Raw genomic sequence first — 24,492 nt, forward strand, 5'->3', positions numbered from 1 at the left:
GCTTGAGTTTTATTGAGGATACGATGACCAACAAGCCGGATGCTCAAGCTTTTTCCCACATTACTGATTGGGTGTTTGATCTCGACAACACGCTCTATCCGCATGAAACCAATTTGTTTTCGCAAATTGATGTGCGGATGACAGCCTATATTCGGGAGCTTTTGCAGCTCGACCATGATGATGCGCGCAAGCTGCAAAAGCAGTTCTACCGTGATTACGGCACCACGCTAAAAGGCTTGATGGAAGTCCACAATATCGATCCCGATGACTTTCTGATGAAAGTGCATGATATTGATTATACATGGCTGAAGCCTGATCCGGATTTGGCGGTTACACTCAAACAATTGCCCGGCCGCCGTTTTATCTTCACCAATGGTGACCGCACCCATGCGGAACGTGCAGCCAGCCAGCTTGGTATCCTTGATTGTTTTGACGATATTTTTGACATTGTCGCAGCTGATCTGACACCTAAACCGGCACAAGCCACTTATGATGGTTTCTTACAGAAATTCTCCGTCGATCCGACAAAATCAGTGATGTTTGAAGATCTCGCGCGTAATCTTACAGTGCCGAAAAGTCTTGGCATGAAAACAGTGCTGATTGTTCCTAATAATTTTGAACCGACTTTTTCAGAAATCTGGGAAAGCGACAAAGGCTTCACCGATGAAGTGGACTATGTCACCGATGATATCGGTACATTCCTGAAATCAGTCCTCTGATAAAACATATGAAAAAGGCGGCAGATTAAAAATCAGCCGCCATTTTGATTGTGCTTAAAGCGAATAGAAGCGCTTCACTTCATCCCATGCTTCGTCTGCCGTATCAACAAAGGTCAGAAGATCGACATCGGATGGTGAAATTGTCCCCTGCTCGGCCAGATAATCAATATTGATTGCCTTGCTCCAGAACTCCTTGCCAAACAGCAGCAAAGGCACCGGTTCCATGCGGTTGGTCTGGATAAGCGTCATGGTTTCAAACAGCTCATCCATCGTGCCGAAGCCGCCGGGGAAAACAGCAAATGCCTTGGCGCGCATCAAAAAGTGCATTTTACGGATCGCAAAATAATGGAAGTTGAAGCACAGTTCAGGCGTCACATAAAGATTGGGCGCCTGCTCATGCGGCAACACAATATTTAAACCTATGCTTGGCGCACCAACATCCTGCGCGCCGCGGTTGCCCGCTTCCATCACACCGGGGCCACCACCTGTGACCACAACAAATTCACGATAATAAGTGGTAGCCGAATATTCAGAACATATGCGCGCGAATTGGCGCGCTTCTTCATAATATTTGGCATTGGCTTCCAGATTTTTCTTTTGCACTTCATTTTTGGCTGCCCATGCTTCGCCGCCAGGCTCCGGAATACGCGCACCACCAAACAGCACAACAGTTGATTTTACGCCGCGGTCTTCCAGCACCATTTCAGGCTTGAGTAATTCCAATTGCAAACGAACCGGACGCAATTCACGTCGTGTCAAAAAATCATTATCGTCAAAAGCCAAACGATAAGCGTCTGATGTGGTTTGTGGAGTTACAGGCACTTCAGCGGCCTGTTTCACAGCTTCCTGTGAGTTCGGAAATGGCGTCCAACCGTTTTTTTCAATCGGATTCATATGTTACCCTGTCTCATTCCAGTTATTTCACATCATCACTCAACGATGCATAGCATTAGATGAGCGAATAAAAAAATCATTCTGAGTTTTTAGATCAAGATTGCGTGTGCTTTGTGTTTCCATTATCCATAAATCATAAGTCTTATTTTAATTACGGTCGCAGTGTTTAGCTGCTCACAAAAAAGTCTCAAACAATGAAACATCCTGATTTGAATTCACTGCAAAACATCATTGAAAATGCATTTATGCAAGCAGAAGCTATTACGCCTGACACCAAAGGTGAAATCCGCGATGCCGTAGAACATGCCCTGCAATTACTGGGTGAAGGCAGACTGCGTGTCGCAGAAAAACAAGCAGACGGTAACTGGCATACTCATCAATGGCTGAAAAAAGCCGTGCTTCTCTCTTTCCGTCTCAAGCCAATGGCATTGATCAGCGGCTCGCCAGACCAATCATCATGGTGGGATAAAGTTCCATCCAAATTTGATGGCTGGGGTGAACAAGAGTTTCAGCAGTCCGGCTTCCGTGCTGTGCCTAATTGTGTGGTCAGACATTCGGCCTATATCGCACCAAAGGTCGTGCTGATGCCGTCCTTCGTTAATGTCGGCGCCTATGTGGGCGAAGGCAGCATGGTGGATGCCTGGGCAACCGTTGGCTCATGCGCACAGATCGGCAAACATGTGCATCTTTCCGGCGGTGTGGGCATTGGCGGCGTTTTAGAGCCATTACAGGCAGGCCCGACCATCATTGAAGACCATTGCTTTATCGGTGCACGCTCCGAAGTGGTGGAAGGCTGCATTATCCGTGAAGGTGCCGTGCTTGGCATGGGTGTTTTCATCAGCCAGTCCACCAAGATCGTTGACCGCGAAACCGGCAGCATCACTTATGGCGAAGTGCCGCCCTATTCGGTGGTGGTTGCTGGTTCATTACCAGGCAAAATGATGCCAAATGGTCAGCCGGGTCCAAGCCTTTATTGTGCGGTTATTGTCAAACGTGTTGATGAGCGCACCCGTTCCAAAACATCAATCAACGATCTTTTGCGCGATTAAAACCAGCGTTCATGCTTACAAAAAAGACGAGGACAAAGTCCTCGTCTTATGGGGGATGTAAACCGATATTGAAACTTTTACATCGACTGGAGACTTATTGAATAGCAACAAAAAATGCCGTCAATAAGGCAAGAGCTTCCCGTTGTATTTTTGCTTTTGTTTTCCTAAACTTACAGCCAATTACACCCCTCCCGCGCCAGTTAAGGTTTGTGAATTTTGCCAACATTCGACACAATTTGCCGCTATTTTTACGGTGTCTGGCGCCTGATGACAGGCAAACCAGATGGTTTTGCCTATCTCGATATTTCAGCCGATGGTTTCTGGCGCTCTTTTTACGCCATCCCTGTCAGCCTGCCGCCACTGCTTGCGGGGTGGGTTGCCTATGCCGCAGAACTCACCGGCGGGCGTGAAGAAACCGCGATGCGCTTATCCATCGTTATCAAAGCGGCCATTGTCGATGTTACGGCATGGATTTTGCCAATCTTTCTGCTGGGTCTCGTTGTCAGCAAAATCGGCATTGCCAAACGCTTTGCCCCTTATGTCATCGCCAGCAATTGGGGCACGGCTTTGCTGGCATGGGCTTTTGCTCCCATCAGCCTGTGGCAATTATTCATGCAACAGCGCAGCGACACTTTAACCTTTGTCTCGCTTGGCTTTATGATTGTCATTATTGCGATGAGCTATCGCTTAACGCGGGTTGCGCTGCAAAAACCAACAGGTTTTGCGCTACCTTTTTATATCGCCATGTTCATGCTGTCGTTTTTCATCACGCTCGCATTACAGGAGCTTTTCGGCATCAACTACGATTTTAACGCCGGCTATTAAACCGGATCGTCGTAATCCACACCGATCAGATAAAGCCCGTAAGGCGGTGCAACAGTGCCGCAACGCGAACGCTCGCGCGCTTCCAGTGCAGCGACCAGATCATCTTTTGTCCAGCGGCCGGAACCGACTTCCATCAGACTGCCAGCAAGTGAGCGCACCTGATTATGCAGGAAAGAGCGCGCGGAAGCACGAATTTCAATGATCTCGCCATTGCGTGTCACATCCAGCCGATCAAGTGTCTTGATCGGGCTTTTGGCCTGACACTGGGTGGCACGAAAGGTCGTGAAATCATGCTCGCCGAGAAGCAGTTGTGCAGCCTCGTGCATTTTTTCGTGATCAAGCGGCTTCGACACCCACCATGCACGGTTAAGATCAATGCTTAAAGGCGGACGGCGATTATGAATACGATAGAGATAATGACGGCCACGGGCAGAAAAGCGCGCATCAAAATGATCGACCGTTTTCTGCACATTGATAATGCTGACCGTTTCCTGCCATTGCGCCAGATGAGCGTTCAGGGCTTCACGGATTTTCCCCGCCGACCAGTCACGTTCCAGATCCACATGCACAGTCTGTGCCAGAGCATGCACCCCTGCATCAGTGCGTCCGGCAGCACCAAGCGTTAAATCCTGACCGGTAAAGCGCTTAAATGCCTGCTCAATAGCAGCCTGAATGGTGTGACCATTTTCCTGCCGCTGCCAGCCGACATAAGCTGTGCCGTCATATTCGACCGTTAACCGATAGCGTGGCATGCTTTAAAGCACCCGCAAATCGGCAGCACCGCGCAAAAATTCGGATGCCTGCAAGGCTTTGCCACCAGCGCGCTGCAAGGTCAGCAATTGCACAGCCCCCTCGCCGCAAGCAATGGTCAGCTTATCATCAAGAATTGTACCGGCTGCGCCAGAACCCTCTGCCAAATGGGAACGCAAAATTTTAACGCGTTCCACTTTGCCGCCAATTTCCATCTCGCACCAACTGCCCGGAAAAGGCGACAAACCACGAATGGTATTATGAACGGTTACCGCAGGCTTAGACCAATCAATGCGCGCTTCAGCCTTGTCGATTTTGGCAGCATAAAGCACACCGTCTTCTTCCTGCTCTCGCAGCGTAAGGCTTTCACGTTCCAAAGCACCCAGCGCACGGATCATCAGATCAGCGCCGGTCATGCTCAGTTTGTCGTGCAGTTCACCGGTGGTCATATTTTCGGTGATCGCTACTTTTTCAACCATGGCGACAGGACCGGTATCCAGCCCTTCGTCCATCTTCATAATCATCATGCCGGTTTCTTTATCACCGGCCATAATCGCCCGCTGGATCGGTGCAGCACCGCGCCAACGCGGCAAAAGGGAAGCATGGCCATTATAACAGCCAAGGCGCGTGCCTTCCAAAATCGGCAACGGCAGCAGCAAACCATAAGCCACAACAATGGCGACATCAGCTTCCAGCTCGCGGAATTTTTGCTGCTCTTCCTCAGAGCGCAGGCTTTTAGGCGTAAAGACAGGAATGCCGAATTCTTCCGCTTTTTGATGGACCGGTGTTTTGGTCAATTCCAGACCACGACGCCCTGCGGCACGCGGCGGCTGCGAATAAACCGCAACCACTTCATAACCATGTCCGATAATGGCGGTGAGAACAGGTACGGAAAAATCCGGTGTTCCCATGAAAACGACACGCAGTGACATTACAAAACCTGACTATTTTGCTGGCGTTCTTTGGCGATTTTTTTAAATTTCTTGATCACCATATCGCGTTTCAACTTGGAAATGTGATCAATAAACAAGACGCCGTCCAGATGGTCAATCTCGTGCTGAATGCAAGTTGCCATCAGCTCGTCAACTTCCATTTCCTGTGGCTTGCCCTGTACATCCTGATATTCCACACGCACACGCGCCGGACGCTCTACTTCGGCATAATAATCCGGAATAGACAGACAGCCTTCTTCGTAAATGCTGCGCTCATCAGATGAGTGCACGATCTTCGGATTAACAAAGATATGCGGTGCTTTTTCTTCGCCCTCACGTGCCAGATCAATCACCACCAAACGGATCGGCTCGCCGACCTGAATAGCAGCAAGCCCGATACCAGGTGCATCATACATGGTATCAAACATATCATTGGCAAAAGCCTGCAACTGGCCATCAAAACGCTCAATCGGTTTTGACACCAAACGTAATACAGGATCGGGTAAAATAATCAGTGGTTTTATCGACATGGGTTTCACCTAATTGTTACAAGTTACCACGTCAATGCTCGTGAACGGCCGAATGATAAAATGTTCTCGTTTTGATCTCTTAATTCATGCGCGAATCGGTTAAAGCATATGTATGGAAAACACAAATAACCTGACACAGCCAGTTTTTCAGCTTGGCCAATATCAATTTTCAGCGGGATTTTTGCTTGGCGCAATTTTTCTGACCGTCATTATTATGGCTATCCTGTTTATATGGATGGGCAGCCGCAATGCTAAAAACGCGCTGATCGCCGAAATGATGGCCGAAGAACGCGCCCGTGACGCAGAAATGCGCATGGCTGAAATTTTGAAAAGTCAGGCGGAAATGCAAGGCCGGATGCAAACCATGGCGGAAGTGTTCGGTTCGCGCCAGTCCGAGCTTAATCAATCGATCCGTGAAAGGCTCGACGGCATGACCAACCGTCTCGGCCACACGATGAACGAACAAACCAAATCAACGCATGAAAATCTCGCCAAGTTGCAAGAGCGGCTGGCGGTGATTGATACGGCACAAAACAACATCCAGTCGCTCGCCGGACAGGTGGTGCAGTTACAAGCAATTTTAGCCAATAAACAAAGCCGCGGCGCTTATGGGCAGGCGCGCATGGAAGCGATCATAAGTGATGCTCTGCCACAAGGGCTTTATGAATTTCAATCAACGCTTTCCAATGCCACCCGCCCCGATTGCCTCATCCGCATGCCCAATAATGCGCCCTCACTGGTGATTGATGCCAAATTTCCGATGGAAGCATGGACAGCGGTGCGTGAGGCCAAAAGTGCCGACGCGCAAAAGCAAGCCGCTCAACAATTCCGCCGCGATATTGAAGTTCATATTAAAGATATCTCGGACAAATATCTCATTGCCGGCGAAACGCAGGATACGGCCTTTTTATTCGTGCCGTCAGAATCGGTCTTTGCTGATATTCACGAGCATTTCTCATCACTCATTCAAAAAGCCCATCGTGCCCGCGTGGTGATTGTTTCACCGTCACTGCTGATGCTTTCAATCCAGGTGATCCAATCGGTGTTGAAAGATACCCGCATGCGGGAACAAGCGCATCTTATCCAGGCCGAAGTCATGCGCCTGATGGAAGATGTTGCACGCCTTGATGAGCGCGTGCGCAAATTACAAACACATTTCCAGCAAGCCAATAAAGATATTGATGATATTCTGATCTCATCATCCAAAATCAGCCGCCGCGGCGAAAAAATTGAAACATTGGAACTTGGTAGTCCGGCAGCGTCCACCGCCTCTGCCAATGCCCCAACCGAACAAAACCCATCCGCATCACAGTGGCATTTACGCCTTGTTGATGATGAGTAAATCCGGTTTTCGGGATATAAAACCAAATAAAATGCCGGTTAAGTGACTTAACCGGCATTTTTATTTTTCAGCCCCAGACCATCAGTGCGGCCATACCAGCAGCACCGACAATCAAGCGCCACCAGGCAAAAAGCTTGAAGCCGTGACGCGAAACATAATCAAGCAAATAGCGCACAACAAAAACGCCGGAAATAAAGGCCATGACAAAACCAACCGTAATCAGCGCACCATCATTAAAGGAGAGCTGATTATGGGTTTTATAAAGGTCATAGGCAAAAGCGCCCGCCATTGTCGGCATGGCCAAAAAGAATGAAAATTCTGCCGCAGAACGCTTATCTGCTCCGAGCAACAAAGCGCCAACGATGGTGGAACCTGAACGGGATACACCCGGCACCATTGCCAGACATTGTACAAAACCAATCATCAGACACATCGGCAGCGAGAAATCCATCGCATTATGATAGCGCGGTTTCAGATCAAGTCCGTCTACCCACAGCAGAATAAACCCGCCCAAAATCAACATAATGCAAACCAGCATCGGTGTTTCAAACAGCACGGTTTTGATAAATCCATGCGCCAATGCGCCAATCAAAGCTGCCGGCAAAAAAGCCACCAATACACCCAGCACGAAGCGGCGCGTTTTTGCATCACTGGTAAAATCACGCAACAACGTCATGATTTTGGCAGCATACACGCTCAAAATTGCAAGAATTGCACCAAGCTGCACCAGCACTTCAAAGGATTTTCCGGCTGATTCAAAGCCCAAGAAATGTCCGACCAGCAGTAAATGCCCGGTCGAGGACACAGGTATAAACTCGGTCATACCTTCCACGAGGCCTAAAAAACCCGCTTCGAGAAAATTATAGATGTTCATAAACTGCTGCCTTTTGTCACTTGAGCGTATAAAAATGCTCGTTGACCACATTTTAAACATGAAAGCTTAACAATAATTTCAGCTTAAATGTCTATCAGGTTATTTTACGGAAAAACATTTCCTTCTTTTTTCGCACCCTAATCCTTGTCGACGGGTTCCGGCAGCTCAATATAACGGAAACGCCTCATGCTGTTTCTGTTATGAAAATCATATTGAGTTTAGACGGAATCCATATTTGAAAGTGTTGTTGCCTGCGGTCATGCTTACGCTTTTTCATCATCCAATGTCGTCCGGTTCACGCTATACCCGTCTTATTCTCAATGAATATGACGTTGATGCCGAGCTGATCGAAGAACGCCCATGGGCGCGCCGTAAAGAGTTTCTGGCAATTAACCCTGCGGCCACATTACCGGTTTTGCTGGCCGAAAATGACCTTCCGGTCATTGGTGCATCGGTCATTGCCGAATATCTTGATGAAACGCGTGGCGCCTTGAAGCGTAACCGCCGCCTGTTACCGGAAAGTCCGATGGAACGCGCCGAAGTACGCCGCCTTGTGGACTGGTTTCTGGTAAAATTTGAAAACGAAGTGACCCGTCATCTTGTGCGCGAGCGTGTCTATAAATTGCAGATGTCGGCAGAGGTTGGTGGCAGTGCGCCTGATTCGACTGCGATACGCGCCGCACGTACGAATATTCGACAGCATATGAAATATCTGGACTGGCTGGCAGCAACCCGCGACTGGCTGGCTGGCGGTCATGCTACTTATTCTGATATGGCAGCAGCAAGCGCTATTTCCATTTTGGACTATTTGGGCGAAATTGACTGGGCTGAAACACCAGCGGCACGGGATTGGTATGCGCGGATGAAATCGCGCCCTTCTTTCCGGCCCCTGTTAAACGACAGGATTCGCGGACTGGCACCGGTGGCACATTATGGTGACCTTGACTTCTGACGACAAAGAAACGGCCAAAAAGCTGAAACTCAAGAACCTGCTCGCGGAGGAAGCCCGCGCGGCAGGTTTTGATGTCGTGGCTTTTACCCATCCCGGCTCCATCCCGCAGGCACCTGTACGCTTGCGCGAATTTATCGACAATGGCTATCACGCCGATATGGACTGGATGGAGGAAACAGAAGAGCGTCGCGCCAATCCGCAAACCTTATGGTCGGAAGTTCGCACCATTGTCATGCTCGGCATGAATTACGGCCCCGAGCACGACCCGATGGAAGTGCTGAAACACAAAGACCGCGGCGCAATTTCTGTTTATGCGCAAAATCGTGATTATCACGACATCATCAAAGGCAAGCTTAAACATGTTGCCAGTCGCTTCATTGCACGGGCAAGCGGCGCAGTTAAAGTATTTGTCGACACAGCACCGGTGATGGAAAAGCCCTTGGCCGCAGCAGCAGGCATGGGCTGGCAGGGAAAACATACCAATCTGGTAAGCCGCGACTACGGCTCGTGGTTGTTTTTAGGCTCTATTTTCATCACGCTGGATTTGCCGCCTGATGAACCAAACCGCAGTAATTGCGGCTCATGTCGTGCCTGTCTTGATGTCTGTCCGACCAATGCTTTTCCTGAGCCTTTCAAAATTGATGCAAGGCGCTGCATTTCTTATCTGACGATTGAGAATAAAGGCCCGATCCCGCACGAGTTTCGTGAGAAAATCGGCAATCATATTTATGGCTGCGATGATTGTTTATCGGCTTGTCCGTGGAATAAATTTGCCGTCAGCGCACAAGAAATCAAACTTCGGGCGCGCGAGGACTTACGCAGTCCCTCGTTGCAATTTTTGCTGAGCCTGGATGATGCCGAATTTCGTACATTTTTCTCTGGTTCCCCGATCAAGCGCATCGGCCGCAATCGTTTCCTGCGCAATGTTTTAATCGCTGCGGGTAATTCCGGTGACCAGCAATTTGTCAAACCGTTGGAAGAACATCTCAATGATCCCGAACCTTTGGTGCGCGGCACATCGGTCTGGGCTTTACGGCAATTATTAAGCGCAGATAAAATTACCCAATTACAGCAGCGCTATGCTAAAGATGAAACCGACCCATATGTTTTAGATGAATGGAACAGGTGCCAGTAATTATGCGGATTTTTCTTATCGGTGCAGGTTATTCAGCCCAATATTTTGCACAAAAAATGCAACCCCATGCACAAGCAATCTATGGCACCACTCGTTCACAAGAAAAATTCGACGACCTGAAGCAATGTGGTATCGAGCCTTTATTATTTGCACCTGATGCGCCCGACCCGCATTTTGCTGAGCATTTAAAAAACGCTACCCATATTGTTATCTCAGCCGCCCCTTCTAAAGACGGCGACCCTGCGATCAAACATGCTAAACAAGCACTTGCAACGCCTGACAATAATATTGAATGGATCGGCTATCTTTCCACTGTCGGCGTTTATGGCGACCATCAAGGCGCACTCATTGATGAAACCGCACCCTGCAATCCGTCCTCGCAGCGCTCCTCGGAGCGGATAGAAGCAGAAAAACAATGGCTCGCCTTAGGTAAGGAGCAACAAATACCGGTGGCGATTTTGCGCCTTTCCGGCATTTATGGCCCCGACCGCAATGCTTTTGTTAATCTCGCGCGCGGCACTGCACGCCGTATCATTAAGAAAGACCAGATTTTCAACCGCATTCATGTGGAAGATATTGCCGGTGTGCTTGAACATTTAAGCACACAGAAAATTTCAGGTGTTTTCAACATTACCGACAATGAACCTGCGCCGCCACAGGATGTGGTCACTTTTGCTGCCACCTTGATGGGTGTGACACCGCCGGAAGAAATTGCGTTTGAAACGGTGGAAATGACCCCGATGGCGCGCTCTTTTTATGGCGACAACAAGCGCGTTTCTAATCAAAAAATAACCGAAGCCGGCTATCAATTTATCTATCCTGACTATCGCACTGCTTTTACGACCATGTGGGAACAGTCAAACTGGCGCTCACAACAGAATTAAAGTTTTTTCATCCCTGTTTGGAAAATCCATATGTCTGAAAAATATACATTTTTAAAAATCGCTGTCGGTTTGCTGACCTTTTTAAGCTTCAGCGCCACTGCGACGGCAAATGCCCAAACCAAAGACCAGCCTGCAAAACAGGCCTTTGGTGCGATGAAACTACCCAATTTAAATGCAAACCCGCAGGCAATCGGCTTTTATTCCAAAGGCTGTGTATCCGGCGCAGTGGCCATGCCGCTTGATGGTCCCGACTGGCAGGTGATGCGCCTGTCTCGCAACCGTAATTGGGGGCATCCAAACCTGATTGCCATGTTGCAACAGCTTTCGCGTGATGCCAAAAAAGATGGCTGGAACGGGCTGTTGGTCGGCGATCTTTCACAACCACGCGGCGGTCCGATGCTGACCGGTCACGCATCCCATCAGGTCGGTCTTGATGCTGATATCTGGCTCAGCCCGATGCCGAAGCAGCGCTACAACAACCAGCAGCGCGAAGATGTATCTGCCATCTCAATGCTAAAAAACAACAGCCTTTATGTTGACCCGAAAAAATGGACAGACAGCCGCACCGCATTGCTGAAGCACGCTGCCTCCAATCCGCAGGTCGAGCGTCTATTTGTGCATCCGGGCATCAAAAAACAACTTTGCGACACGGTCACCGGTGACCGTTCATGGCTTGGTAAAGTGCGCCCATATTGGGGGCATCATTACCATTTCCACATTCGCATGAGCTGTCAGCCCGGTTCACCTAATTGTAAGCCGCAAGATAAAGTCGCGAAGGGTGATGGCTGCGACAAGTCACTGGCATGGTGGTTTACTGACGAGCCTTGGAAACCAGCCAAGCCTTCGGATAAGCCTGCGCCAAAACCACAGCCGATGATGGTTTCAGCATTGCCAAAAGCGTGTGCAGCTCTGCTTAGTGAACCCTCACCCGCATCCGCCGCAGAAGTGACTTTAAACCCGTAAAACAATTGCAATGACGTTAAAGGGCTGGTCTTTGGCCAGCCCTTTCTTTTGGAATATATCTAAGCTATAGATTTCAAACGATTTAAGCGTTGTTTTCTATGACATAAAAGATGACAATTTTTATGCTAGCAATTAATGCGGATTGCATCTTGCCGTTCATGTCCGGCAAGACAAATTTTTGATAAAGGGTCGATAAAATTGGTCAAAACAACACGTATAGCTCTGATTGCCCATGATCAGAAAAAGAATGATATGGTTGATTTTGTTAAAACCCATCAGGCGCAATTAGCTGCTTATGAAATTGTCGCCACCGGCACCACCGGCAGTTTGATTAAAGATGCCTGTCCGGCATTGAACATTGAGCGCGTTAAAAGCGGTCCATTGGGCGGTGACCAGCAAATTGGCGCAATGATTGCCGAAAACACTGTACAAATGATGATTTTCTTTATCGATCCTCTCTCACCATTACCGCATGATGTGGATGTGAAGGCCCTCACCCGCCTTGGCAGCGTTTATAATTTGCCAATGGCTTTAAACCGTGCCACCGCTGAAATGCTGATTAAAGCGCTTGCCTGAGCCAAGCATAGAGTTTGAACCACTTATTCCTTTTATAAAGCTGACGGGAAATCTGATGCCTGATAATTTTGATAGTGAACCCTTTTTTAAATTTCCTGTTCTTGTCGGCGATATTGGCGGAACCCATGCCCGCTTTGCCATCTTGGTTGATGCTCATGCCGAGCCGCGCGAATTTCCAGTGGTCAATACCGCCGATTATGCCAGCATTGACGAAGCCATCCAAAGTGCTGTTTTAAACCACACTTCCTTGCAGCCGCGCTCCGCGGTTTTAGCTGTTGCAGGGCCTGTTGACGGCGATGAAATTGAACTGACCAATTGTCCGTGGGTTGTACGTCCGAAACAGCTCATTGCGACAATGACCTTTGAGGATGTAACCATTCTCAATGATTTTGAGGCACAGGCTCTTGCTGCTGTTTCTCTCGATAGTGATCATCTGGAGCAAATTGGCGGCAAGCCCGGAGAGATCAAAGCCACCCGCGTTGTGCTTGGCCCCGGCACCGGCCTTGGGGTTGCAGGACTATTGCGTTCACATCGCGCATGGATTCCGGTTCCCGGTGAAGGGGGACACATTGATTTAGGCCCACGCACCAAGCGCGATTATGAAATTTTCCCACATGTGGAAACCATCGAAGGCCGTATCGCGGCGGAGCAAATTCTTTGCGGTCGCGGCCTATGCAATCTTTATAAGGCTGTTTGCACTGCCGATAATATCCAGCCGGTTTTAAACACACCGGCAGATATTACTGCCGCAGCGCTCAATGAAAGCAATGTACAAGCTGTGGAAACACTGGAACTGTTTTCAGCCTATCTGGGACGGATCGCCGGTGATCTGGCGCTTATTTTTATGGCGCATGGCGGTGTATATCTCTCAGGCGGAATTTCTCATAAAATTGCTGCAATCTTGAAAAAAGGTGCATTCCGCGCCAATTTTGAAGATAAAGCCCCTCACACGCACATTATGCGCGATATTCCGGTGCATGTAATTACCTATCCACTGGCAGCGCTCAATGGTCTTTCAGCTTTTGCCCGCAGTCCGGCACGTTTTCAGGTTGCCACTGAAGGCCGTCGCTGGATCAGCACTGAATAAAATTTAATTGCACAAAATAAATGGCCACGCTTTTGGCATGGTCAACAGGCTCTGATAAGGTTATAGGAAATGCTGTCGCAGGCGGAAGTTAAATTCTGCCTGCGACCGGCCGCCGGAACCTCTTGCTTTCAGCCTTAAATGCCGCAAGCATAGGTGACAGCATTTTCAACCGCAAACAGCCTTGGGCGTGCCAAAGCTTTTGCCTCACGAAAAGTGCCTTTAGCTTGATTAAACGGAAGAAAAAAAAGAAGATCGATCCTGCCGAAGCCAGCAGTATTATTCGCCGCGTTTTATCGGAAAATGCACGCGATTATAAAGGCACCTATGTGGTGACCATTATTGCTTTGCTTCTGGTAGCGCTGAGCAGTGGCTTTCTGGCGTTCCAGATGGAACCTGTCATAAATAAAATTTTCTATGAACAGCGCCTTGATCTCATCCCGATCATCTGCGGCACCCTTTTGCTGGCCTTTATCGTACGCGGTCTCGCCAGCTATGTGCAGTCTGTTCAACTCGCCAAGATCGGTAATAATCTGGTCGCGCGTTATCAAAAACGCATGTTCGACCACCTGCTGAAGCTCGGCCTTGATTTTTATAGCGATGCCCGTTCGGGTCACCTGGCAGCTCAGATCAATCAGAACGTCAACGGCATCCGCGATGTGATGAGCATTACCATCACTTCAATTACACGCGATGTGATCGGACTTGTCGGACTTGTTGCAGTGATGTTTTACAAAGATCCGGTACTCTCGCTTGTGGTTTTCCTCATCGGCCCGCCACTAATTTATGCCGTTTCTTATATTTCACGCCGTATTCGCTCCGTCACGCGTGAGCTGGTTGACCTCAACTCGCATTTGCTGGGTGCAATGCAGGAAACGGTACAAGGAATTGCCATCGTCAAGGCCTTTACGATGGAAGATCAGCTGCGCGGCAAGCTTTACCACCTTATTGATCGTTCTGAAGAACGCTCCAATAAAATCGCACGCGTTTCTGAACGCACCACGCCGATTTCTGAAATTCTGGCAGGTTTTGCTGTAGCAGGCGTACTAGCATATGGCGGTTACCGCGCCATCGTCAACCAAGAACCACCAGGCGCAATGTTCGCCTTCATTACCGCATTGCTTCTGGCCTATGATCCGGCACGCCGCCTTGCACGCTTGCAGGTGGGGCTTGAACGGGCGCTCGTCAATGCGCGGATGATTTATGAAATCCTCGATATTGAGCCACAGCAAGCCGATGCGCCTGATGCCCGCACTTTAGAAGTCGGCAAAGGTGACATTCGTTTTGAAGATGTGCGTTTCTCTTATGGTGATGCGGAAGTGCTGCACGGCATCAGCTTTGCGGCACAATCCGGCAAAGTTACCGCTGTTGTTGGCGCATCCGGTGCCGGTAAATCAACATTGATTGCCCTCACCCAACGCTTTTATGATATCGACAGCGGTAAAATCCTCATTGATGATCAGGACATTGCAAAAGTCACCAAGGATTCTCTGCGTCATCAGATCGCCTATGTTTCGCAACAGCCATATTTGTTTGAAGGCACTATCGCCGATAATATTCGTTATGGTCGTCCTGATGCGACAGATGCCGAAATTCTGGAAGCAGCCAAGCTTGCCCATGCCGATGAATTTATCGTGCAGCAGCCGATGGGCTACGACACGCCGGTCGGTGAAAATGGCGTGACACTTTCCGGTGGCCAGCGTCAGCGTCTTTCCATTGCCCGAGCAATTATCCGCAATGCACCGATTCTGCTTCTTGATGAAGCAACATCAGCACTCGATAATGAATCGGAAAAACGTGTTCAGCAGGCGCTCGAACATGTGATGCAAGGCCGCACAACCATCGTGATTGCTCATCGCCTTTCAACAATTGTCAATGCCGATCACATCGTGGTTATGGAAAACGGCTATGTGGTTGAAGAAGGCATTCACAATAAGCTCATCACCATCGAAAACGGCATTTATGCCCGCTTCTACCAGCTGCAAAGCGGCAGATCCGATGATGAAGACACAGACGAACACATCAATGAAAAGACTTCAGGAGAATAACTATGAGCGGGGCGAGTGAACAAACCACCGATATGGGGCTGGTGATTGTAGGAGCCGGTGGCCGTATGGGTCAGGCTCTCATCCGCATCATTGCCGAAGTTGATGGTGTGCGTGTTGCTGCTGCTATCGAGCGTAAAGGCTCGCCGCTCATCGGCCGCGATGCCGGTGAACTCGCGGGTCTGGGGCCAATCGGCGTGGCTATCACTGATGATCCGCTGGCCGCTTTCTCCAAGGCTGATGGCGTGCTGGATTTCACCCGTCCGGAAGCAACCGTTGAATATGCCGGTTATGCCGCACAAGCCCGCATTGTTCATATTATCGGCACCACTGGCTTAAGCGCTGAAGATGAAGAAAAAATCACTGCTGCCGCACGTCATGCGACTATCGTCAAATCCGGCAATATGAGTCTGGGACTTAATCTTCTCGCTGGTCTGGTGAAAAAAGCCGCCGCTGCGCTTGATCCGAAAGATTTCGATATCGAAGTCCTCGAAATGCACCACAAGCATAAGGTTGATGCACCTTCCGGCACCGCATTGATGCTGGGTCAGGCTGCTGCGGATGGCCGCCAGGTCAATCTGGATGAAGTGAGCCAGCGCGGTCGTGATGGTATTACCGGCGCCCGTGAAACCGGCACTATCGGCTTTGCCAGCTTGCGAGGCGGCTCTGTTATCGGTGAACATTCTGTCATTCTGGCAGGCCCGTCCGAGCGCATCACCTTAGGCCATAGCGCAGAAGATCGTGGCGTTTTCTCCCGTGGTGCGATTAAAGCTGCATTGTGGGCAAAGGGTAAAAAACCAGGCCTTTATTCCATGTCCGATGTTCTCGGTCTTAACGACTGATCATCATCTTTAACTTTCAAGGAGCGCATAAGACATGTCCCGCACTCTCGTTCTCGTCCGTCACGGCCAAAGTGAATGGAACCTCAAGAACCTTTTCACCGGTTGGCGTGATCCGGGTCTCACAGAACAAGGCCATGCCGAAGCGAAAGCCGCTGGCGAACGCCTCAAGGCAGCAGGTCTGAAGTTTGACATTGCTTACACCTCTGAATTGTCGCGTGCGCAAGTAACCTGCCAGCATATTCTCGACCAGCTCGGCCAGTCGGATTTGCAAACCATCCGCGATCAGGCACTCAATGAGCGTGATTATGGCGACCTTTCCGGCCTCAACAAAGATGATGCACGCGCCAAGTGGGGCGAGGAACAAGTACTTATCTGGCGCCGTTCTTATGACGTGCCACCTCCGGGCGGTGAAAGCCTGAAAGATACCGGTGCACGCGTATGGCCTTATTACCTGCACAAAATCCAGCCACATGTATTACGTGGTGAAACCGTGCTGGTTGCCGCTCACGGTAACTCCCTGCGCGCGCTCATCATGGCGCTTGATGGCCTGACCAGCGAAGAAATTCTTGAGCAGGAACTCAATACCGGTGTGCCGATCATTTACAAGCTCAATGCCGATTCGACTGTCGCATCCAAAGAAGTGCTCTCGGCCTGATTAAGTGCTTCAAATATAATGCCATTCAAGAAATTTCCGATGTTCAAAAAGCATCGAAAAACGGTTGGATGGCATTATTTTTATCTTTTTACACAAGACTGACTAAAAAATATCATAAGTTTGCAAAAAGCCGATTGACAGCGGGCGTTTAGCCCCTTAAACGGATGACCAACGCCCAGATGGCGGAATTGGTAGACGCACCAGCTTCAGGTGCTGGCGCTCGCAAGGGCGTGGAGGTTCGAGTCCTCTTCTGGGCACCATTCCTAAGTCTTCAGACCACTACCAAGGTCCAGAAGCACCTCAAAAAGCCCGCGCAAGCGGGCTTTTTTGTTGTCCGATTTTCTCCACATCGACCACCTCAGAAGACAGCAATCACCGTGGCTTCACCCACCGGATTGACTGCAAGTCGCGCATGCTCATCAGGCATAAAATTATTTTCATAAATATAATTAATGTTAAATTTATAATTATTACAGATTAGAAAAAAATATATTAAAATTATACATATACAAAAGTCACCTTCATATAATAAAAAAAGACGCGATTTAACAAATTAAAATAAAGATAGTATTTTAACTGAATTACATATCGATTGTCACGAATTTTTGATAATCTATATATTACCCATCTGCGATAACATTAATTTCATATAATAATATCAATGTTTTTAATAAGATTGATTACGATCAATGAATGCTTTTTATTATATGAAATGAATATCTGAGTGCATAAAAACCATGCCATCCCCCATTCTCCTCACCGAGATTAGCAAAATAGTGGTATATAGATGTCATTAGATTTAAACTTACTACACTGGCTGTTGGCTGCTGCCCCCATAGTAGCCCTGATTGTCCTCATGGTCGGCATGAACTGGACAGCACAGCAAGCCGGTACGACAGGCATTTTTATTGCGGCAGGTGTCGCGGTATTTGCCTTTGAAGCTTCAACACGTGCCCTTGCCGTGGCCTCTGCCCGCGGCATCTGGGATGCTGTGCCTATTCTCTATGTCATCTGGCCTGCACTGCTGTTGTATCAGATCATGAATCAGTCCGGCGGTTATGATGCTTTGCGGCGCGGTATTTCGCGCATGTCCCGCAATGAGCTTTTTATCATTGTTGCCCTTGGTTGGGTTTTCACCTCCTTCCTGCAAGGGATTGATGGTTTCGGCACACCGATTGCCGTTGTTGCCCCTCTGCTGGTGGCTTTTGGTATGCGCCCTGTTTATGCGGTTGCTATTCCGATCATCGCGCATATTTGGGCAAAATTTTACGGAACGCTCGGTGTTGGCTGGCTTGCAACTTTGCAGGTTGTCGAAATGGATGCCGCCACCTCCCTCTCCATGGGCTTGCAGGCAGCTATACTGATTGCCATTCAGTCAGTGCTTGGCGGCTTTATGGTTGTGTGGATGTATGGCCGCGCACCTGCGGTTCGCGCTGGCTGGCCACTCGTTCTCATCATCGCAGCCATTCACAGTATCGGCCAGTTTCTGGTGGTCTTTATTGATCCGATTTTGGCCGCTTTCCTGCCTGCCGCCCTTGCCATGCTCGCTCTTTATCCGTTGTCACAATGGTCACGCTACAAAGAAGCGGATGACAGCATTGTGGAACGTCCTGCCATGCGTGAAGAAGCGCATCTGGAAGAAAACAGCGCCGAGCCACCAATGGATATTGTTGCTGCCTTCTCGCCTTATGCTCTTTTGACCATTCTGGCACTGGCCACATCGCTGATCGATCGTCTGCATGCATGGCTTTATATTCCAAGCTTCGGCCTGCCTTTCCCTGCGATTACGACAGGTATGGGCGTTGAAACAGCAGGCACTGCCAGCTATTCGCCGCTGCATATGTTTGCCCATCCGGGTGCAACCATCACAGTGACAGCACTTGTCACCTGGTTCTGCTTCACCAAGCTTGGCTATTTCAAGCAATGGGCCAAAGCCACCGGCAAAGAAATGCCGGGCGTTGTTAAAGGCCTGTTTGCAAGTGCTGTTCCGGCTTCTGTTCCGATCATTGCCTTCCTCGTTATGGCCTCGATCATGAAGCTGTCCGGCCAGAACACCATGCTCGCCCTTGGTATTGCAGCCATTGCTCCGGCCTATGTGTTTGCTTTCCTCGCCAATGGTATTGGAATCTTAGGTGCCTTTATCACCTCCAGTTCGACCTCTTCGCAGGTTCTGTTCTCAGAATTGCAGGTCAATCTGGCTGAAGCAAAAGGCCTGCCGCCATCAACCATTCTGGCAGCTCAAAGTGCCGGTGGCGCCATTGGTAATGCGATTGCCCCTGCCAATGTGGTGATGGGTGCAAGTACAACCGGCATCAATGGTCAGGAGGGTGCGATCTTACGCAAAACAATGCCTTGGACAATCGCGGCATTCGTTCTGACAGGTATTGCCACCGTCATCCTGACTTTGATCGTACAATAAAGGAGACAGATTATGATTAAGCGTATTCTGCAAAATCGTTTGTCTTACCTGAGCGTTTCATTCGTGCTGTTCATCGTGGCGCTGCCATTGGTCAGCCTTGGCACCACGAATGATTGGCGCCTGATGTCGACAATCGGCATGGTGGCATTAAGCATTGCCGCCATCATCCCCCCGCTACAGCGTGTGCTGTTTCCTCCCAAAGCTTAAGTAAGCGACTAAACAGTCATCTACTTTTAAAATGAATGAAGGATTTGATATGATTAACGCTGATGGACCAAGAACCGGCAGACCGGCAGTTTTTGCCAAGCGCGGCATGGTCAGCTCACCCCATTATCTGGCTTCCGCTTCCGGTCAGGAGGCGCTTCGTCGCGGCGGTAGCGCTGTCGATGCTGCCATTGCTATCAATGCTACCCTTTGCGTGGTCTACCCTCATATGGCCGGCCTTGGCGGCGATGCTTTTCTGCTGATCGCCGGCGGTAAAGCCAGCGAAGTCGAAGCCATTGAAGCAACAGGCCCTGCTGCTAAACTTGCCACCCGCGAGTTTTATAAAAAACACGGCTATACTGACCAGATCCCGATGCGCGGCGCACTGGCAGCGCTCACCGCACCGGGTGTTGTTGACGGCTGGCGGCTGGCGCATGAGCGCTATGGCAAGCTGCCTTGGGCAGATCTTTTTGCCGATGCTATCCACTATGCCCGTCATGGCATGGCTGTCACCCGTTCGCTCGCCGATTGGCTGGTAACGGATGAAAGCATCCTCAATGCCAATGCCGATATGGCGCGTATCTTCCTGCCTAATGGCAAGCCACAGCGCGACGGTGAGTTTATGGCTCAGCCGGAACTGGCAAGGACCTTTGAATATCTGGCCGAACATGGCGCACGCAAAGGCTTTTATGAAGGCCCGATCGCTCAAGAAATGGCTAAATCGCTCGAAGCACAGGGTTCGCCGCTGCGCTATGAAGATTTTGCCAATTACCACGCCAATTGGGCAAAGCCAATCACCTCAACCTATCGTGGCTATGATGTGTTCCAGCTCCCACCGGCAACACAAGGCTTTGCAGCCCTGCAAATCCTCAATCTGCTGGAGCAATATGATGTCAAATCATGGGGCTACAACACCGCTGCTTATTACCATCATGTGGTAGAAGCGGTTAAAGTGGCTTTTGCTGACCGTGACGAATGGCTGACTGATCCGAAACACGTCAATATTCCGCTCGATACATTCCTTTCCAAGGACTATGCAGCACAACGCAAACAGCTGATCAATGATGATACGGTACGCGGTTTTGACGATATCGAACCAGGTGTAAAATTTGACGGCAAGTTTGAACATCGTGCGCCGGACGGCGATACAGTTTACTTCTGTACCGCTGACGCAGACGGCATGATGGTTTCCAACATCCAGTCAATCTATCACGATTTCGGCGCCGCTGTGATTGCCGGCAACACCGGTATCATCATGCAAAACCGTGGTTCGTTCTTCTCGCTGGATGCCAACCATCCAAACACGCTGGAACCAGGCAAAAACACCTTCCACACCATCATTCCGGCTATGCTGATGAAAGATGGCAAGCCGGTGATGGCCTATGGCACCATGGGTGGCGAAGGCCAGCCGCAGACACAGGCCGCAATGATCACCCGTATGATCGACTTCGGCTTTAACGTGCAGCAGGCAATCGAAGCACCACGCTGGCTGATGGGACGCACATGGGGCACAGTATCGCGTGATCTGGTGCTGGAATCACGCACGCCTGAAGAGGTTATCCGTGAACTGCGTCTGCGCGGTCATCCGGTTAAAATGGCCAGCGGCTGGGAAGGCACTCTCGGCCATGCGCAAGCTATCCGTAAACATGCTGACGGCTATGAAGGCGGTGCTGACCCGCGCGGTGATGGCATGGCGCTTGGCTTCTAAACAAATAAAAAGACCGGCTGCCCATTGGACAGCCGGTTTGATCCAATTATAAAAAAACCGCCGGAGATGATCTCCGGCGGTTTTTTTGTATATCGTGAAATCAGTGAGCTTCGCGCATCTTTGTATATTGTCCGGCTACGCGGTAGCGCCACAAATAGGCTGGCAAAATAGCATCTGCGCCCTGCGGGGTAATCCCCATGCCCTGCAAGGTGCGCGCTTCAGAAGTCGCTGCATCCGACACAACATTATCCGACTTCAGGAATGTGACCTGATCAGCCGTGATAAGCGGATTTGGCAGCAGGCCAATGATGCGGGCGTTGAATTTTGCCGCCCACCAAGGCATCGAAACGATGCAACGCTTACGGTCAATCACCTTCAGCATATCGCCCATCCAGTCTTTAAACGACTGCACATCAGCACCGCCCAGTTCATAGGTTGTGCCGCGATTCAGCTTACCTTCAACCGACAGGGCAACAGCTTCAGCCACATCGCCGACATAAACGAGCTGCATCTTGGTTTTGCCGCCACCGATCACCGGCAAAACAGGTGTAAAGCGTGCCAGATTGGCAAAACGATTAAAGAACTTGTCTTCCATGCCGAAAATCGCCGACGGACGCATGATGACGGCAGCCGGTGCTGCTTTCAGCACAGCCTGTTCGCCTTCAGCTTTGGTGCGGGCATAAACGGAAGCTGATTTCAAATCAGCGCCGAGTGCAGACATATGAGTCAGCGGAATATTCTGAGCGCTTGCGGCTTCCGCCACATTTTTTGCACCAAACACATGCACTGCATTGAAGCGGTTACGGCCGCTTTCAGCCTGCACACCCACCAGATTGACGACATAATCTGAACCGGCAATGGCGCGGTCAATCGACCAGCGATAACGCACATTGGCCTGCACCAGCTGGATTTGGCCAACATTGCCCAATGGCTGCATGTAATAAGCAATTTCAGGTTTGCGCACAGCAACGCGTACCATATAGCCACGCTTGGCAAGTGCGGCCACCACGGCGCGTCCGACAAAACCCGAACCGCCGATCACAGTAACCAGTTTTGGTCTGTTGTGGACTTCATTTGGTTCGGTATTCATGCCTGAGCTCCTAAGTGTATAACGGCTATCAACCTTAACCTGTATCAAGGTTTCTCATGAGAATTATGAGGCTGATTTAATCCCTTTTGCACGTTTGGCAAAGAACTATTGTCAAATAGTGTGTCCAATGAGCGCTTTTGCCACTGTGTCGCTGCAATACCACTTTGAATTTCGCTATAAAACTGCTAAATCGCGCCCATGAGCACACCACTTGACCATATTCGCAATTTTTCCATCGTCGCACACATCGACCACGGTAAATCGACTCTCGCTGACCGCCTGATCCAATCGACAGGCGGACTGGAAACGCGCGAGATGAAGGATCAGATCCTTGATTCGATGGATATCGAGCGTGAACGCGGCATTACCATCAAGGCACAGACTGTCCGTTTGCACTATAAAGCGCAAAATGGCGAAGATTATGTGCTGAACCTGATCGACACTCCCGGCCACGTCGACTTTGCTTATGAAGTCTCGCGTTCGCTGGCTGCGTGCGAAGGTTCTCTTTTGGTGGTGGACGCCTCTCAAGGCGTTGAAGCGCAAACCTTGGCCAATGTTTATCAGGCCATGGACAACAACCACGAACTTGTCGTGGTTCTCAATAAAGTTGATCTGCCAGCCGCAGAACCTGACCGCGTCAAGGAGCAGGTTGAAGATGTTATCGGTCTCGATGCATCCGATGCAGTGATGATTTCGGCTAAAACCGGCCTTGGTATTCCTGACGTTCTGGAAGCGATTGTCAATCGCCTGCCGCCTCCGAAAGCCGGCGACCGTTCTGCACCGCTCAAAGCCATGCTGGTTGATAGCTGGTATGACACATATTTAGGCGTTATCGTTCTGGTGCGCATCATTGATGGCGTGCTGAAAAAAGGCCAGACCATCCGTATGATGGGTACAGGTGCAAAATATCCGGTGGAGCGCACCGGTGTTTTCACCCCTAAAATGGTGGCCGTTGATGAATTAGGCCCTGGTGAACTTGGTTTCATCACCGCCTCGATCAAGGAAGTCGCCGATACGCGCGTTGGTGATACCATCACCGAAGACCGCCGCCCGACAGCAGAAATGCTGCCAGGCTTTAAGCCGGCGCAGCCCGTTGTGTTCTGTGGCCTCTTCCCTGTTGATGCAGCAGACTTTGAAGATCTGCGCTCGGCTATGGGCAAACTGCGCCTCAATGATGCGAGCTTCTCTTTTGAGATGGAAACATCTGCGGCACTTGGCTTTGGTTTCCGTTGCGGCTTTTTGGGTCTCTTGCATCTGGAAATCATTCAGGAACGCTTGGAGCGTGAGTTCAATCTTGATCTCATCGCCACAGCGCCATCGGTTGTCTACCGCATGAACATGCTCGACGGCTCAGTTGCAGAATTGCACAATCCGGCCGACATGCCAGACGTAGTTAAGATCACGTCGATTGAAGAGCCTTGGATTCGCGCAACCATCATGACACCGGATGATTATCTGGGTTCGATTTTGAAGCTTTGTCAGGATCGTCGCGGCATTCAGGTCGATCTGTCTTATGTCGGCCCGCGTGCGATGATCACCTATGACCTGCCGCTTAATGAAGTGGTATTTGATTTCTACGACCGCCTGAAATCGATCTCCAAGGGTTACGCATCTTTCGACTATAATATCTCAGAATACCGTGAAGGTGATCTGGTTAAAATGTCGATCCTCGTCAACGAGGAGCCGGTTGATGCGCTTTCCATGCTGGTTCACCGCAGCGCTGCCGAAAAACGCGGTCGTGTGCTTTGTGAAAAGCTGAAAGACCTGATTCCGCAGCATATGTTTAAAATTCCGATTCAGGCAGCCATCGGCGGACGTATCGTTGCGCGTGAAACCATTTCGGCGCTGCGTAAAGACGTGACGGCAAAATGTTACGGTGGTGACGTTTCCCGTAAGCGCAAACTTCTGGAAAAGCAGAAGGAAGGTAAAAAGCGCATGCGTCAGTTCGGCCGTGTGGAAATTCCGCAGGAAGCCTTTATTCAAGCGCTCAAAATGGGCGACGAATAATAAAGCGCTCTAT

23 protein-coding genes and 1 tRNA gene are annotated in these 24,492 nt (G+C 49.9%); 18 read left to right on the forward strand and 6 right to left on the reverse strand.

The window, feature by feature from the left end:
* The first annotated feature begins 23 nt into the window (after nt 1–23).
* Nucleotides 24–719, forward strand: coding sequence for a pyrimidine 5'-nucleotidase (locus FHS77_RS02530; protein ID WP_184219481.1), 696 nt, complete (start codon nt 24–26; stop codon nt 717–719).
* 54 nt (nt 720–773) lie between these two features.
* Here the strand turns inward: FHS77_RS02530 and FHS77_RS02535 are convergent, their stop codons facing one another.
* A complete protein-coding gene (locus tag FHS77_RS02535; protein ID WP_184219484.1) occupies nt 774–1,613 on the reverse strand; it encodes an LOG family protein in 840 nt (279 codons plus the stop codon).
* Nucleotides 1,614–1,807: 194 nt separating this feature from the next.
* Between FHS77_RS02535 and dapD the strand changes: the two genes are divergently transcribed.
* Together dapD and FHS77_RS02545 are read left to right on the forward strand one after the other, a co-directional pair.
* Nucleotides 1,808–2,662: a 2,3,4,5-tetrahydropyridine-2,6-dicarboxylate N-succinyltransferase gene (dapD, locus tag FHS77_RS02540; protein WP_184219487.1), complete on the forward strand. Its 855-nt coding sequence runs from the start codon at nt 1,808–1,810 to the stop codon at nt 2,660–2,662.
* 216 nt (nt 2,663–2,878) lie between these two features.
* The gene (locus FHS77_RS02545; protein ID WP_184219490.1) at nt 2,879–3,487 is read left to right on the forward strand and encodes a hypothetical protein; all 609 of its coding nucleotides are present in this window, start codon (nt 2,879–2,881) and stop codon (nt 3,485–3,487) included.
* Here the strand turns inward: FHS77_RS02545 and truA are convergent.
* The 3 genes from truA to def are packed head-to-tail and all read right to left on the reverse strand — an operon-like array spanning nt 3,484 to nt 5,699.
* Entirely contained in the window at nt 3,484–4,239 is a 756-nt protein-coding gene (gene truA / locus FHS77_RS02550; protein WP_184219493.1) for a tRNA pseudouridine(38-40) synthase TruA, read from the reverse strand. The two genes, FHS77_RS02545 and truA, sit on opposite strands and share 4 nt — an antisense overlap.
* Nucleotides 4,240–4,242: 3 nt before the next feature.
* Nucleotides 4,243–5,163, reverse strand: coding sequence for a methionyl-tRNA formyltransferase (gene fmt / locus FHS77_RS02555; RefSeq protein WP_184219670.1), 921 nt, complete (start codon nt 5,161–5,163; stop codon nt 4,243–4,245).
* A gap of 5 nt (nt 5,164–5,168) precedes the next feature.
* A complete protein-coding gene (gene def / locus FHS77_RS02560) occupies nt 5,169–5,699 on the reverse strand; it encodes a peptide deformylase (protein ID WP_184219496.1) in 531 nt (176 codons plus the stop codon).
* Between the two features lie 112 nt (nt 5,700–5,811).
* On the opposite strand from def, the gene FHS77_RS02565 reads away from it, so the two are divergent.
* Nucleotides 5,812–7,041: a DNA recombination protein RmuC gene (locus FHS77_RS02565; protein WP_184219499.1), complete on the forward strand. Its 1,230-nt coding sequence runs from the start codon at nt 5,812–5,814 to the stop codon at nt 7,039–7,041.
* Between the two features lie 67 nt (nt 7,042–7,108).
* Here the strand turns inward: FHS77_RS02565 and FHS77_RS02570 are convergent, their stop codons facing one another.
* Nucleotides 7,109–7,915, reverse strand: a complete 807-nt coding sequence (locus FHS77_RS02570; RefSeq protein ID WP_184219502.1) for an undecaprenyl-diphosphate phosphatase — start codon at nt 7,913–7,915, stop codon at nt 7,109–7,111.
* Nucleotides 7,916–8,174: 259 nt separating this feature from the next.
* Between FHS77_RS02570 and FHS77_RS02575 the strand changes: the two genes are divergently transcribed.
* From FHS77_RS02575 to ggt, 13 genes are all read left to right on the forward strand, one after another.
* The gene (locus tag FHS77_RS02575; RefSeq protein ID WP_184219673.1) at nt 8,175–8,867 is read left to right on the forward strand and encodes a glutathione S-transferase family protein; all 693 of its coding nucleotides are present in this window, start codon (nt 8,175–8,177) and stop codon (nt 8,865–8,867) included.
* Nucleotides 8,848–10,002, forward strand: coding sequence for a tRNA epoxyqueuosine(34) reductase QueG (gene queG, locus FHS77_RS02580; protein WP_184219505.1), 1,155 nt, complete (start codon nt 8,848–8,850; stop codon nt 10,000–10,002). Before FHS77_RS02575 ends, queG begins: the two co-directional genes overlap by 20 nt.
* A 2-nt stretch (nt 10,003–10,004) precedes the next feature.
* Nucleotides 10,005–10,886: an SDR family oxidoreductase gene (locus FHS77_RS02585; RefSeq protein ID WP_184219509.1), complete on the forward strand. Its 882-nt coding sequence runs from the start codon at nt 10,005–10,007 to the stop codon at nt 10,884–10,886.
* 30 nt (nt 10,887–10,916) lie between these two features.
* On the forward strand, nt 10,917–11,849 hold the full coding sequence (gene mepA / locus FHS77_RS02590; protein ID WP_184219512.1) for a penicillin-insensitive murein endopeptidase: 933 nt from the start codon (nt 10,917–10,919) through the stop codon (nt 11,847–11,849).
* Nucleotides 11,850–12,047: 198 nt separating this feature from the next.
* The gene (locus tag FHS77_RS02595; RefSeq protein WP_184219515.1) at nt 12,048–12,425 is read left to right on the forward strand and encodes a methylglyoxal synthase; all 378 of its coding nucleotides are present in this window, start codon (nt 12,048–12,050) and stop codon (nt 12,423–12,425) included.
* A 55-nt stretch (nt 12,426–12,480) separates the two neighbouring features.
* Nucleotides 12,481–13,512, forward strand: a complete 1,032-nt coding sequence (locus FHS77_RS02600) for a glucokinase (protein WP_184219518.1) — start codon at nt 12,481–12,483, stop codon at nt 13,510–13,512.
* A 224-nt stretch (nt 13,513–13,736) separates the two neighbouring features.
* Complete coding sequence (locus FHS77_RS02605) at nt 13,737–15,557, forward strand: ABC transporter ATP-binding protein (RefSeq protein ID WP_210306997.1); 1,821 nt, start codon at nt 13,737–13,739, stop codon at nt 15,555–15,557.
* A 2-nt stretch (nt 15,558–15,559) separates the two neighbouring features.
* Nucleotides 15,560–16,396: a 4-hydroxy-tetrahydrodipicolinate reductase gene (gene dapB / locus FHS77_RS02610; protein WP_184219521.1), complete on the forward strand. Its 837-nt coding sequence runs from the start codon at nt 15,560–15,562 to the stop codon at nt 16,394–16,396.
* Between the two features lie 34 nt (nt 16,397–16,430).
* On the forward strand, nt 16,431–17,051 hold the full coding sequence (locus tag FHS77_RS02615) for a 2,3-bisphosphoglycerate-dependent phosphoglycerate mutase (RefSeq protein ID WP_184219524.1): 621 nt from the start codon (nt 16,431–16,433) through the stop codon (nt 17,049–17,051).
* A 173-nt stretch (nt 17,052–17,224) separates the two neighbouring features.
* Nucleotides 17,225–17,311 (forward strand) — tRNA-Leu (locus FHS77_RS02620).
* A gap of 527 nt (nt 17,312–17,838) precedes the next feature.
* The gene (locus FHS77_RS02625; RefSeq protein WP_184219527.1) at nt 17,839–19,470 is read left to right on the forward strand and encodes an L-lactate permease; all 1,632 of its coding nucleotides are present in this window, start codon (nt 17,839–17,841) and stop codon (nt 19,468–19,470) included.
* Nucleotides 19,471–19,482: 12 nt separating this feature from the next.
* Nucleotides 19,483–19,677, forward strand: a complete 195-nt coding sequence (locus FHS77_RS02630; RefSeq protein ID WP_184219530.1) for a hypothetical protein — start codon at nt 19,483–19,485, stop codon at nt 19,675–19,677.
* Nucleotides 19,678–19,726: 49 nt separating this feature from the next.
* Complete coding sequence (gene ggt / locus FHS77_RS02635) at nt 19,727–21,382, forward strand: gamma-glutamyltransferase (RefSeq protein ID WP_184219533.1); 1,656 nt, start codon at nt 19,727–19,729, stop codon at nt 21,380–21,382.
* Nucleotides 21,383–21,482: 100 nt separating this feature from the next.
* Here ggt and FHS77_RS02640 read toward each other — a convergent pair whose 3' ends face one another.
* Nucleotides 21,483–22,472 (reverse strand): complex I NDUFA9 subunit family protein, encoded by a 990-nt coding sequence (locus tag FHS77_RS02640; protein WP_184219536.1) that lies wholly within the window; start codon nt 22,470–22,472, stop codon nt 21,483–21,485.
* A gap of 198 nt (nt 22,473–22,670) precedes the next feature.
* Between FHS77_RS02640 and lepA the strand changes: the two genes are divergently transcribed.
* Nucleotides 22,671–24,479, forward strand: coding sequence for a translation elongation factor 4 (gene lepA, locus FHS77_RS02645; RefSeq protein WP_184219539.1), 1,809 nt, complete (start codon nt 22,671–22,673; stop codon nt 24,477–24,479).
* The last annotated feature ends 13 nt before the right edge of the window (nt 24,480–24,492 follow it).

Source organism: Paenochrobactrum gallinarii (genome assembly GCF_014205685.1).
GTDB classification, from domain to species: Bacteria; Pseudomonadota; Alphaproteobacteria; order Rhizobiales; family Rhizobiaceae; genus Paenochrobactrum; species Paenochrobactrum gallinarii.